Below are 12,332 nucleotides of genomic sequence, written 5' to 3' on the forward strand. Positions count from 1 at the left end.
CAATGTATGGTTACGTCACATTTTTTCATTACATATTCTTAGTATACTTCAGCTAATTTATACATTACTGTGTTGTATTACAGATCGTCTTACAAACCGACAAAACTGTTTATCTCCAATTTCATTTCATAAGTCTGCCAAAAGATATATACTTAGTTAAAATCACGAAAGAAGGTATAATTATGTCCGTCTCTTTAGTTTTTGTAAATAATAAAATCGAGTTTGAATATGTCTCAGATCAAAATAAAATTTTTGTTTTTGATATTAAGAATGATAAGGCGTTACCAACTTATTCATTACCTGATAAATCTGCAGAACTCGATAAAGCTGCTTTCATTGATATTTGTCTAAATATCCGTAAACAAATTGACAAAGGAAGGCAGACCTTGAAACAGCGTTCGCAAGCAAATTTGTAAATTATGCAGCTGTGCCGTTAAAGTAAACTCGTTCAATGAATTTCAAAAGCCCCTATTTAATCTTCTTATCATGCACAAACTCTTCTTCATATTCTCATTGGTTATTCTTATCTCACCTTACCCAACTCCCATTTCTTCCATTATTAAGATTTCCAACTTGCCATTGCTGACCTGTTTCCCTGTAGAACTACCTTTCCCCTATCATTAGTTCATTTTCGTAAGCACCTTCAGCTCTTACTGTTTACCCCTATGCCCTTTTACTTGTTTTCTTCGCTATGCTGCAGGGCTTATATCCCCCGGCGTACAGTTTTCCGAGCCGCAAGATACTTTGAGAAAGCTTATTCGCCATTAATTCAAGGAGGTTGCTCATAGAAAAAAGGCCACTCATTGAGTGGCCTTAAAAATTAAATCCCGCAAAGTTCCTCCAGAATTAATGGATACACGGCTCTAGATTAATCGTCAACTAGTAAGAGAATCTCAATACTTTGATCTAACTAAACGCAAACCAGTCAAAAACCAAGCTTTTAAGGTAATGAAACTAATCTGGACAAATCCTCCACTATTTCTTCAATTACTTTAGGCTCTAAACTAGGAACAATCGAATAACAGTCACTAAGAAAATTTAGATTTCAGATCACTCAACAGTAACTTGAAAAACCATGCTACAATTAGGATAATCTTCGGACTAGACTTACCAAGCTCATCGACATGCGGACTCAACAGCGACTTTCCAATATACTTTTCCCAAAGACCTAACTACTACTGACTTCTAATAGTGAGAGGAACTTTGCGGGAAATCTTTCTTAAACAACAAAAACCACCCTTCTAGGCGGCTACAATTCTTCGAAATTCAGCATCGACTTAATTAATTGCAATGCCTAAACCTTCGATGAATCGAAACTTTACCTAGCACGCGACCAATAAGTTATTTTGCAAAACTGAATCTTTATGATTGACTCTTTACAATTTTATTATAGCTGAAATCCGTTTCCTGTCAAGTGCCTTCAATGAGTTTTTAAAATGCCTGATGATGGGTCTGAATCCGATGATGCAATTGTACGAAGAAGTATGCCCGCGCCTTTCACGTAGAGCATACTTCTCGTTTATCCTTAATAACGCCCCCGGCAAAGCAGGTTGTCATTACATCAAGAATCCTCCACAAACTTTGATACATTCACCATTAACAAAACTTGAGTCATCTGAAGCCAGAAATGATACCACTGAGGCAACTTCTGACGGATTTCCGGCTCTGGCTGCAGGACATAACATAATTGCCATCGACTTCATGGGTTCAGGCATGATCCTTGTCATTTCTGTATCAATTAGTCCTGGGGCTATCGCATTAACGGTGATATTTTTATTTCCCAGTTCTTTGGCAAGAGACTTGGTTAAACCAATCATACCCGCTTTAGAGGCGCTGTAGTTTACTTGTCCTGCATTACCCCAGGCAGAGGTTGAGGAGAGGTTGACTATTTTCCCATATTCCTGCTTACGCATTTTGGCAACTACAGCCTGACAACAATTGTACACGCTAGTAAGGTTTACAGATATAACCGAATCCCATTGATCTTCTGACATTTTATGAAACATAGCATCTCTGGTGATTCCTGCATTGTTTACAAGTATATCTACTTTGCCAAGTGTTTCATAGATTTTGCTAAATACTTCATTTACTTCGTTTCTATCTGCGATGTTACATTTCATAGGTATAACTCTTTTTCCTGCAGAGTCCAATTCCTTAACTGTTTGTTCCAGTTGTTCCTGGTTACTGTCCAAAGCCACCACGGAAGAAGCACCGTCTTCCAATAGCCGCTCTACAATGGCAGCACCAATACCTTGAGCGGCTCCTGTTACAACCGCCACTTTGTTTAATAATTTCATCATTAAGCTTTCCCTCCTTATTTCGGATGCTATTTGATAAACTTCATTTTAAGCCTTCCATATCTTTCCTTGATTTCCTGCCAGAATCCATAGGAATCATCAAGAAAATCAGACCTTTAGATTGTGGCGGTTCATCGCTAAACATATTACGTGTCATTCGAGACTCTTTCAACCCTCAAGACCATGTTTAACTTTGCAGTTCTAATAATCCGTATTTAGACGAATTGATCAAATCATATGACTGGAGGGTTAGGATTTCAAGTATAAATAGTCCTTGTCCCAACAAGAACGATGTGTTACCATATCGATAGGGAATAATTGGAATCAGAAGGGGGTTTAATCCTTGAGTGATACTGCTCAGCGTTCTGAACAATTGTACACATACCAGGATTACCTTACTTGGCCAGAAAGTGAGCGCTGGGAATTGCTTAATGGACGAGCTTACAATATGACTCCGGCCCCTTCGCGCAGGCATCAGGAAATTTCCGGACAGTTACTTACTCTTTTTAATAACTATTTAAAAGGTGAAACTTGCCGAGTTTATGCAGCCCCTTTCGATGTCCGCTTACCCCAGCTGCAAGAGAGCGAAGAACAAACTTCAACCGTGGTTCAACCGGATTTAGTTGTGGTATGTGATAAGAGCAAATTAGACCATCTAGGCTGCAAGGGCAGTCCGGATCTGGTTGTGGAGATTACTTCTCCCTCCACTTTTCAAAAGGACCTGAAGGAAAAATTTATTTTGTACGAAAGAGTAGGCGTTCTTGAGTACTGGATTGTTTACCCGGAGGAAAATACCCTATCTGTATTTCATCTTACCCAGGAGGGTAAATACAGCAGACCGGAAGTATACACCGAGCAAGATTCAATTAAGGTTGGTATATTCGAAGATCTGACAATAGAACTTTCAGAAGTCTTTGCCTAGACAGAACAAAAACCACTGACATTTGCGTCAGTGGTTTTTATATCTGCTCTTATCCATACTAAAAAGAAGCCGGGGTCATGGCCCAGATTCCTATAGCAACCTGATCTCCGTGATTAAAAAAGCGATGGGGAATTGTGCTGTCTAAGTAAATGCTGTCCCCTTCCCTCAACAAATATTCCTTGCTTCCAGCCACAACCGTCATCTCCCCATGAACAACAACTCCGCACTCTTCTCCTTTGTGTGCCACTAAATCTCTGTAAGTTGAAGTCCCCGGCTCTAAGACAATTGAAAGGAACTCTAACTTAGTCTGATTATTAACCGGCGAAAGAAGACGATAGGTCACATTAGATTTAGGCAATATCATAACTTTTTGTTCTTCACGTGGAATCACAACAACCCGCTCATTTGAACTTTCTTCAAATAATTCAATCAGAGATATCCCTAAAGCGTGGGTAATCTTCCAAAGTGAATCTAAGGATGGAGTGGAAAGCCCGCGCTCTATCTGGCTGATCAAACTGGGGCTTAAGTTACATTGGTTGGCCAAAGCCTCGACTGTCAGTTCTTTTTCATGACGGAAATTGCGGATTTTTCTCCCCATATCTTTGATGGGAATTCCTTCAGGCAAGTTTGATAAATCATTCATATTCTCTACGCTCCCGGAAGATAGTGTTGCAAAAGGTGATCATCCAAATATATTTTGGGGGTTCGAACGACAAAGTCCACATGATAGATGGACTTTGTTAAGCCCAGACTATAACTGTCCCCAATGGCAAAATGGACACTGCCGCCTTCCTTTTCATCGGTCGAAATATTGTTGTAGGGTTTATTTATGGTTGGATTCATCCCAATTGCAAATTCGCCGATATTACAGACCCCACCGGCATAAAGTCTAATTCGGTTAATAAATTCATGACTTCCGGCAACTAACACCCCTGCCTCAAACTCCAACTTCAACGGTTCCCTTGGCAACCAAAGCCGTGATACGGTGCCATCGACAACAATTTGACCTGTAAATGTCTCTTCGATTGGACAGGTATAGATTTCTCCATCCGGCAGTTGCGCTAATTTGCCTGGCTCACAATACCCGTCTGCTGTAATCCAGCGCCGTCCTTCAATTGAAAAGCTAATATCCGTTCCCAATTCCGATGTAATCTTCACTTTTTTAACCGAAGACAGTTTCTTCTTTAAGGACTCTGTCGCAGTGGAAATTACCGGATACTCCAAATCTCCCCAGAAGTCATCTTCCAAATACCGTTCATCCCAATTCCAAAGTGCCAAAACAAGTTTGCCCTGATCAAATAACTCATGACGCAATTCCTTTAAGAAAATAGAATTTTCTAAAGTCGGACTGTATAATTCAATGATATGGGTAGCTCTACCTACTTCTGGAGATGAGGCTAAATCTATTACAGAAATATTTAAGGGAACAGACAAGATTGGACACTTTATATTAAGTATTTCTTTAAGTTTATATCCAAAGGATAGATTATCAGTTAGCAGCAACAGATTTTCAATTGGTTGATTTTTAGCCAATGATTCCAAGATACGTTGTCCAACTTTTGGCAACCTATACATCCCCTTTATTCTTTTCTCCCCCGACTCATTGCATTACAAGAAACCCAGTGACCCTCTTTAATAAATTGCAATTCCGGACCTGCTTCACGACAGAGATCATTAGCAATGCTGCAACGAGAATGGAAACTGCATCCTAAGGGAGACTTATGCAGAGTCGGTATTTCACCCTCAACTTCGACGAGAAGGGGTTTTTCAGGATTAATATTGGGTATAGATTGCAGAAGAACTTTAGTATAAGGATGGAGGGGATTATTAAATAACTCATTTGTGTCAGCTAACTCAATAATTCTGCCAAAATACATAACCGCAACTTTATTGCTTAAATGCCTGACAACGGCTAGATTGTGCGAAATAAATAAAAACGCTAAATTTAAATCTCTTTGCAATTTTTTAAGCAAGTTGAGAATTTGGGCCTGCACTGATACATCTAAGGCTGAGGTGGGTTCATCAAGGACGATAAGTTTTGGATTCAGAGAGATCGCCCGGGCGATAGCCACACGCTGGCGCTGACCTCCACTCAGTTCATGGGGAAACCTAGCTAAATATTCCTCCCCTAATCCTACTTTATCTAGAAGTTGCCTTACCCGTTCCTTCCTCTTTTGTTTATCCCGCCATCCATTTAAACGTAAAGGTTCTTCGACAATCTGTTCGATTTTAAATCTCGGGTTCAGCGAAGATTGGGGATCTTGAAAGACAATTTGTATTTGTGATTTTAAAGCCCGCTGCTGGTCCTTGTTGAGATTTGCAAAATTTTGACCCTCAAACAGGATCTCTCCACTGGTTAAATCTAAGAGATTAAGCACCAAATATCCTAAGGTGCTTTTTCCACAACCGGATTCACCCACTAAACCCACCGTCTCACCGGGACAGATATCCAAGGACACTTCATTGACGGCTTTATAAGATAACCCTTTTCCAGTTCCGCGGGCAGGAAACTCCTTTCCCACCCTTTGTAAGGAAAGAAGCGGCTTAAACATGATCTTCCTCCCTCCAGCAGGCTACATAATGATTTTCGGAAACTGTTGTCAACTGCGGCCGAAGCTCCCTGCAGGTCTTTTTAACCAAATCACAGCGTGGGTGGAAGCGACATCCGGCTGGGGGGCTTAATAAGTTAGGTACGCTCCCCGGGATAGATTGTAACTCTGTCTCAGAGTCAGGATTAGGTAAAGCCTTTAAAAGAGCCTTTGTATAAGGATGCCTGGGTTCGCGTAAAACTTTGGTCACAGGACCACTCTCTACAATATTACCACAGTACATCACCGCAACCCGCTGACAGGTTTGCGCCACCACAGCTAAGTCGTGAGTTATTAGAAGCACCGAGGTCCCAAGTTGATCAGCTGTCTCTTTCATAAGCCTTAAAATCTGAGCTTGGATGGTAACATCAAGAGCGGTTGTAGGCTCGTCTGCCAGCAGAAGTTGTGAGCCGCAGCTAAGTGCCATGGCTAAAAGCACTCTTTGCCTCATGCCGCCGCTTAACTCGTAGGGATACTCCTTAACAACCTTCTCTGGATTTTGTATATGAACCTGTGTTAACCAACGAACCGCTTCCGCCTTCGCTTCCTTATTAGATAACCCTTTATGCAATTTGAGGATTTCCACCATTTGTTTACCAATTTTATAGGAAGGATTCAAGGCATTCATGGGCTCCTGAAAAACCATGGAAATCTTTTTGCCTCTCAGGCCTTGGAACTCTTTCTCCGATCTCCCAATCAATTCCTTACCTTCGAACATAATTGAACCCTTAGAGATCACAGCGCTCCTTGCAGGCAGTAATCCAAGCACAGCGTTGGCTGTAAGAGATTTCCCTGACCCCGACTCACCCACTAATCCTAAAAACTCTCCGGGAAAAAGCTCTATATCAATCCCATTTAGGACTCGGGCTACTCCAGCATAACTGAGAAAGCCAACATGAAGATCACTAATTTTTAGAAGAGGTTCCATGACTTTCCCCCTAATTATGGAAACGCGGATCAAGCATATCTCGAACCCCATCTCCAAATAGATTAAACCCTATGACCGTAATGAATATAGCGATGCCTGGGAAAGATGCATACCACCATTGATCAAGCAAGTAGATTCTGCCCATACTCACCATAGCTCCCCACTCCGCTGCCGGTGGTTGAGCCCCTAAACCGATAAAGGACAGCGTCGCAGCAATCAAGATAGCTTCCCCAATCCCTAGTGTTGCTTGCACAACAACCGGAGATAAACAATTAGGTATAATATGCCGACTTATGATCCAAACTTTAGGCGCACCAAAGGTTTGAGCTGCTTTTACAAATTGCCTTTCTTTGATGGACAGTGCCTGTCCACGGACCAAACGAACATAAACCGGGATTTTTACAATCGCAATGGCCAGAATACTATTGCGAAAATTAGGTCCTAAGGCAGCAGATAAGGCTAGAGCCAAGACCAAACTTGGAAAGGCTAACATGATATCCATAAGACGCATAACTGCTTGATCGACTTTACCCCCTAGTAATCCTGAAACACTTCCGATGACTATACCAAACAGCCCTGCAATACCAACGATCCCCACACCAGCTAATAGAGAAAGCCTTGCCCCATAAATTATCCGACTCAGTATGTCACGCCCCAGCTCATCCGTCCCCAAAAGATAAATGCTGCCCGGAGGTTTCAAACGGTCTGTCAAGTTCAATGTATAAGGGTTATGCGGTGAAACTAACGGAGCTGCCAGAGAAACCATTACTACCAAAAAAATAATGACTGCGCCTGTTACGGTCAGGGGGTAACGCTTTGTAAAATACCTAAGATATCTAAACTGAGCCAACGTTAGTTCACCCCTTAATCTGCGGATCTAGGATAGGATACAGCAGGTCAACTACCATATTAATTATGACGTAAATGGTAGCTACTAAAATTGTGAAACCCATAATAGCGGGAAAATCAAGAAAAGAAATAGAATCCACCACATATTTACCCATACCAGGCCAAGTAAAAATTGTTTCCGTTAAAATAGCTCCCCCCAAGAGCTCACCAAAGGTTAAACCAATCAGGGTCACAGTGGGTATTAAAGCATTTCGCAAAGCATGTCGATATATAATTCGATAACGAGGAATCCCATTGGAAAGTGCCGTCTTAATGTAGTCTTGCTCAAGCACCTCGATCATACTGGCCCTCACTAAGCGAGCAATTGTAGCCAGTTGAATATAACCTAAACAAATGGTTGGTAAAATCAAGTGCAAGATACTGCTTTTAAGGGCAACCCAGTCTCCCGTCAGGATACTGTCTAACACGTAAAGCCCGGTTATTTGGGTAGGCGGATTAATAAAAGAGTCAAGTCTGCCGGACCCGGGCAACCAGCCCAGATGCTTGTAAAATAACAGCAAGACCATCAAACCCAGCCAAAACAATGGTGTCGAGACTCCTAAAATTGCCAGAACTCGGGTGCCATGGTCAATGGGAGTATCTCGGTAGGCTGCAGATAGCAAACCAAGTCCTACTCCACTGATCACTGCAAATCCCATGGCAAAGAGTGTTAATTCAATGGTTGCGGGAAAATAGGTCAAAAGTTCGCTAAGAACAGGTCGCTGGGTACGGATAGAGATTCCTAAATCCCCTTGTAATAACCCTCCTAAATAGTCAAAGTATTGGAGCCAAACTGGTTTATCAAGCCCCATAACATGTCGCAGGTTTTCCAAGGTTTGGGCGTCCGCTCTTTGTCCAAGCAGCATGCGTGCCGGATCACCCGGCACCACATGCGAAACAAGAAAAGTTACAAGTGAAACCCCTAGAAGAACAATAAGGAGTTGGCTCATTCGTTTGACTGCTGATTTAAGGCCACTCATTTTATTACCCCATTTACTTGTTCATCATTTCGAAATTATACATATCCTGAAGCATAGGATTAAAGACAAAACCTTGTACGGATTTTCGCATAGGTAATTGATAATTTTTCTGAACCAGGAAGACATAAGGCGCATCCTGCATAATAAGCTCCTGGGCCTGTTTATATAAGTCGGTTCTCTGCGCTTGATCATTGACACTGGCTGCTTTACGGACAAGTTGATCGACTTGGTCATTTTTGTAGAAGGCACGATTGCCAGCTAAGCCGAAATTGTCAGAGTCAAACCAATAATTCATAAACATATAAGGATCTGCATAATCAGGACTCCAGACACCCAATGTCAGATCGAAATCCCCTGCATCAATTTTTTCCCGTTGAGCGGCATAAGCGATTTTTTGCAAATTGACTTTAATCCCGATCTCAGAAAGATTATTTTGGATGATTTGGGCCTCTTGCTCCCACCAAGCTTTGTTATCGGAATACATAAAATTAAGTGTCAAGTCTTTAACACCGGCTTCCTGCAATAAAGACTTAGCCTTTTCAAGGTTTTTGGTATATTGGAACAGGTCAGACTGATAACCCCACAGCCCCTGCGGAACAGGGCCCCGCATTTGAGTGGCATTTCCCTGCCAAACACTTGAAATGATGCCTTGATAGTCTACAGCATAAGAAATTGCTTGTCGAACTTTAGGGTTATCAAGGCCGGGTTTTTGTGTATTTAAGTATACATAATCGACCATCAGGCTCGGGGTATTAAAGACTATTAAATCTTGATTACTCTTTAACTCTTTAAGCTGATCCACTGGAATATTTTCTGCAATATCAACATCCCCTTTTTCCAAGGCCATGCGCTGGGAAGAGGGATCTTTGATAATCTTTACATTAATTGAAGCTAACTTCGGTTTATCCCCTGAGTAATTGGGATTGACTGTTAATTTAAGCGACTGTTCAGGAATCCACTCTGACAAAACATAGGGGCCACTGCCGGCAGTGTGATTAGCTAACCAGTTTTGTCCCAAGTCTCCGTCTTTCTCTTCCTTCATAACAGCAGGGTTTACTATGCCTCCACCATTTGTTGCCAAGGTCGAAAGAAAGGCCGGAAAGACTGTTTTCAATTTAAATACAACAGTCTGTGGATCAACCACTGTCACGCTTTCTAAACTGGGAAATGCGTCAGAAGGTCCTTTTTTTATTGTCATTAACCTGTCAAAAGAATATTTGACGGCTGCAGCATCCAGAGAAGTACCATCTGCAAATTTATGATTTTCTTCTAAAATAAATGTCCAAGTTAACCCGTCCGGAGAAATACTCCATGACTTCGCTAAACCAGGCTCGACCTCAGTACTGCTTCCTTTGAAATTAACAAGGCGCTCATAAGCCGGATAACTAATTTTCCAGGCTGAATTGTCCATAGCCACAGCCGGATCAATCGTTCCCAAATCGGCGGCAGTCGCAATCACCAAGCTTTTATCCTGGGTGGTTGCAGACTCTTGAGGTGTATTAGCTGACTTTGCACACCCTGCTAAACTAGTCAGGACTAGGATACTAATAATTAGAACCAATACCTTTTTCATGCTTCTCTCCTCCTTCTAAATATTAAATCAAATATGTTCCCTAAGTTGATATAAAGATAAAGTTGCTCACCCCCTCTATAAAACTACCTAGTGAATTAAACCCTCATCCAAGATTAAATACGGTTAAACTTTTTTTAATGAGAGTGAAGAAAATGATCATACTTAGCCCTTTAGGAGTTTTTCAAAGTCAATTTCTTTATTAAAAAACGAGGCCCAAGAAAAAAACTGTAAAGTTTAAGTCTTGAGCCCCGTTGCTCTTCAAAGCTGTAATTATTTTTACTCAATTGTATTCGCGGCTTGTACAAGTGTCAATAGATTACTCAGATGTATACAAAATATCTTTCTTTGATTCTCAAAACGCCCCAATCATGTATAACCCACGAAGATTGTTCAGTCGAATAGGATTAAGGCCATAACCTCTAAATCAACTGTCCCTGTATTTTCAATCGAATGGCTTTCTCCATCTTTAGTAATGATTACATCTCCTGGTTTAACCGGCTTTTGGTCTCCGTTATCATTGACTAGGCCTTCCCCACTTAGAATAACATAGGTTTCTGTATCTCCTACATGTTCATGGAAACCAATGGAGGTCCCAGGTTTTAAGACATTTTTAGCAAATAACCGACCTTTAGCGTTAAATTCATTCTTTTCTGTTTCAAGAAAGTGTGTCATTTGAATTTCACCTTTCCCTCCACGGAAGTTAGAAACTCTATCTGTCCTTAAATCCTTTGAATGTTTTATCATATTCTTGCTCCTTTATAATAAATTTAGAGAAATTATATCATAATCAGCGGTTAATATCTTCGTTCTCACGAAAATCACTGCAGTAATGACTATTTGTATTTACCTGAAATTTTATGATATAATTTTTTCCAAATTTAGGTTTCAATTAAGCTTATTAAAGGAGTCTATATGAATAACAATTTACTGGAAAAATATGCCCATCTCATTGTAAAAACAGGTATAAACCTCCAAGACAATCAAACGCTTGTTATTTCTGCTCCGATCGAATGTGCATCATTTACCCGCTTGGTCGCTCAAAAAGCTTATCAAGTGGGTGCAAGGGATGTTGTGATTCAATGGAGAGATGAATTATTCTCAAAGATCCGCTACCTCCAGGCTCCTGAAGAGATTTTTGAAGAATTTCCAGAGTGGCAAAAGGAATTTTACCTTTCCTATGTACATCAAGGAGCTGCTTTCTTAAGCATAGCAGCCTCAGACCCTGAGCTAATGAAAGATGTCAGTTCAGAAAGAATCACCAAGGCCCAAAAAGCAAGCAATACCGCCCTCAAAGATTATCGTGATCGGCTCATGAGCAACAAAAATACCTGGTGTGTTGTCTCGATACCGACAGCATCTTGGTCCAAGAAAGTTTTTCCACACCTTTCCGAGGAAGAGTCGATTGAAAAGCTCTGGGATGTCATCTTAAAAACGGTACGTGCCGACACCGAGAATCCTATCGATTCTTGGGAAAAACATAAAGCTAATCTTAAAACAAGAATAGATTTTTTGAATTCGCTTGCCTTAACGTCCCTTCATTACAAAAATTCCTTAGGAACTGATTTAATAATTGAGCTTCCTGACAATCATATTTGGCTGGGCGGTTCCGAGTTTACTCCTGAAGGTATCGAGTTTATTGCCAACCTGCCTACGGAAGAGGTATTTACGTTACCTAAGAAAACAGGGGTGAATGGCAAAGTCGTCAGTTCGTTGCCTCTAAACTACAACGGAAACCTCATAGAGAATTTTTCTATGACATTTAAAGACGGTAAGATTGTCGGTTTTAGTGCAGAAAAAGGATGCGAGACACTAAAGACAATTATTGAGACAGATGACGGCTCCCATTTTCTCGGTGAGGTCGCTTTGGTACCCTATGATTCTCCGATTTCAAATTCCAATATCTTGTTTTTCAATACTCTCTTCGATGAAAATGCCTCCTGCCATTTAGCATTAGGAAAAGCTTATCCCGTATGTATGAAAAATAGTGCAGATTTAACCCCAGAAGACTTTCCGAAACTGGGAATCAACGAATCTCTGGTGCATGTAGACTTTATGATAGGAACAAGGGATCTGGAAATCTCAGGGATGACTTCAGACGGCAACTCAATTCCCATCTTTAGAAACGGCAACTTTGCTTAGTCACTTTCTCATCGCCT

12 protein-coding genes are annotated in these 12,332 nt (G+C 41.0%); 3 read left to right on the forward strand and 9 right to left on the reverse strand.

Going from position 1 to position 12,332, the window contains the following annotated elements; genetic code table 11:
* Positions 1 to 182: 182 nt before the first annotated feature.
* Positions 183 to 416, forward strand: a complete 234-nt coding sequence (locus LJE72_RS04645; protein ID WP_073031377.1) for a hypothetical protein — start codon at positions 183 to 185, stop codon at positions 414 to 416.
* A gap of 1,140 nt (positions 417 to 1,556) precedes the next feature.
* Here the strand turns inward: LJE72_RS04645 and fabG are convergent.
* Positions 1,557 to 2,300, reverse strand: coding sequence for a 3-oxoacyl-ACP reductase FabG (gene fabG, locus LJE72_RS04650; protein ID WP_229246454.1), 744 nt, complete (start codon positions 2,298 to 2,300; stop codon positions 1,557 to 1,559).
* 340 nt (positions 2,301 to 2,640) lie between these two features.
* Between fabG and LJE72_RS04655 the strand changes: the two genes are divergently transcribed.
* A complete protein-coding gene (locus LJE72_RS04655; RefSeq protein ID WP_229246455.1) occupies positions 2,641 to 3,219 on the forward strand; it encodes a Uma2 family endonuclease in 579 nt (192 codons plus the stop codon).
* A 58-nt stretch (positions 3,220 to 3,277) separates the two neighbouring features.
* On the opposite strand, the gene LJE72_RS04660 is transcribed toward LJE72_RS04655, so the two are convergent.
* From LJE72_RS04660 to LJE72_RS04695, 8 genes are all read right to left on the reverse strand, one after another.
* The gene (locus LJE72_RS04660; protein ID WP_229246456.1) at positions 3,278 to 3,862 is read right to left on the reverse strand and encodes a helix-turn-helix domain-containing protein; all 585 of its coding nucleotides are present in this window, start codon (positions 3,860 to 3,862) and stop codon (positions 3,278 to 3,280) included.
* 5 nt (positions 3,863 to 3,867) lie between these two features.
* Positions 3,868 to 4,785, reverse strand: coding sequence for an aminopeptidase (locus LJE72_RS04665; RefSeq protein WP_229246457.1), 918 nt, complete (start codon positions 4,783 to 4,785; stop codon positions 3,868 to 3,870).
* A 14-nt stretch (positions 4,786 to 4,799) separates the two neighbouring features.
* The gene (locus tag LJE72_RS04670) at positions 4,800 to 5,771 is read right to left on the reverse strand and encodes an ABC transporter ATP-binding protein (RefSeq protein WP_229246458.1); all 972 of its coding nucleotides are present in this window, start codon (positions 5,769 to 5,771) and stop codon (positions 4,800 to 4,802) included.
* Positions 5,764 to 6,735: an ABC transporter ATP-binding protein gene (locus LJE72_RS04675; RefSeq protein ID WP_229246459.1), complete on the reverse strand. Its 972-nt coding sequence runs from the start codon at positions 6,733 to 6,735 to the stop codon at positions 5,764 to 5,766. Before LJE72_RS04675 ends, LJE72_RS04670 begins: the two co-directional genes overlap by 8 nt.
* 10 nt (positions 6,736 to 6,745) lie before the next feature.
* Positions 6,746 to 7,585, reverse strand: coding sequence for an ABC transporter permease subunit (locus LJE72_RS04680; protein WP_229246460.1), 840 nt, complete (start codon positions 7,583 to 7,585; stop codon positions 6,746 to 6,748).
* 7 nt (positions 7,586 to 7,592) lie between these two features.
* Positions 7,593 to 8,603 (reverse strand): ABC transporter permease, encoded by a 1,011-nt coding sequence (locus LJE72_RS04685; RefSeq protein WP_229246461.1) that lies wholly within the window; start codon positions 8,601 to 8,603, stop codon positions 7,593 to 7,595.
* Positions 8,604 to 8,616: 13 nt separating this feature from the next.
* The gene (locus LJE72_RS04690) at positions 8,617 to 10,176 is read right to left on the reverse strand and encodes an ABC transporter substrate-binding protein (protein ID WP_229246462.1); all 1,560 of its coding nucleotides are present in this window, start codon (positions 10,174 to 10,176) and stop codon (positions 8,617 to 8,619) included.
* Between the two features lie 390 nt (positions 10,177 to 10,566).
* Positions 10,567 to 10,920 carry a cupin domain-containing protein gene (locus LJE72_RS04695; protein WP_229246463.1) on the reverse strand — a complete coding sequence of 118 codons (354 nt, stop codon included), beginning with the start codon at positions 10,918 to 10,920 and terminating at the stop codon, positions 10,567 to 10,569.
* A gap of 168 nt (positions 10,921 to 11,088) precedes the next feature.
* On the opposite strand from LJE72_RS04695, the gene LJE72_RS04700 reads away from it, so the two are divergent.
* Positions 11,089 to 12,315 (forward strand): aminopeptidase, encoded by a 1,227-nt coding sequence (locus LJE72_RS04700; RefSeq protein ID WP_229246464.1) that lies wholly within the window; start codon positions 11,089 to 11,091, stop codon positions 12,313 to 12,315.
* The last annotated feature ends 17 nt before the right edge of the window (positions 12,316 to 12,332 follow it).

This window comes from Desulfosporosinus shakirovi (assembly GCF_020595055.1).
Lineage (GTDB): Bacteria > Bacillota > Desulfitobacteriia > Desulfitobacteriales > Desulfitobacteriaceae > Desulfosporosinus > Desulfosporosinus shakirovi.

Excerpts from the sequence above, each read along its gene's own strand:
- LJE72_RS04645 (WP_073031377.1), top strand. The coding sequence starts at position 183 with ATGTCCGTCTCTTTAGTTTTTGTAAATAATAAAATCGAGTTTGAATAT.
- fabG (WP_229246454.1), bottom strand. The coding sequence starts at position 2,300 with ATGATGAAATTATTAAACAAAGTGGCGGTTGTAACAGGAGCCGCTCAA.
- LJE72_RS04660 (WP_229246456.1), bottom strand. The coding sequence starts at position 3,862 with ATGAATGATTTATCAAACTTGCCTGAAGGAATTCCCATCAAAGATATG.
- LJE72_RS04670 (WP_229246458.1), bottom strand. The coding sequence starts at position 5,771 with ATGTTTAAGCCGCTTCTTTCCTTACAAAGGGTGGGAAAGGAGTTTCCT.
- LJE72_RS04675 (WP_229246459.1), bottom strand. The coding sequence starts at position 6,735 with ATGGAACCTCTTCTAAAAATTAGTGATCTTCATGTTGGCTTTCTCAGT.
- LJE72_RS04685 (WP_229246461.1), bottom strand. The coding sequence starts at position 8,603 with ATGAGTGGCCTTAAATCAGCAGTCAAACGAATGAGCCAACTCCTTATT.
- LJE72_RS04690 (WP_229246462.1), bottom strand. The coding sequence starts at position 10,176 with ATGAAAAAGGTATTGGTTCTAATTATTAGTATCCTAGTCCTGACTAGT.
- LJE72_RS04695 (WP_229246463.1), bottom strand. The coding sequence starts at position 10,920 with ATGATAAAACATTCAAAGGATTTAAGGACAGATAGAGTTTCTAACTTC.
- LJE72_RS04700 (WP_229246464.1), top strand. The coding sequence starts at position 11,089 with ATGAATAACAATTTACTGGAAAAATATGCCCATCTCATTGTAAAAACA.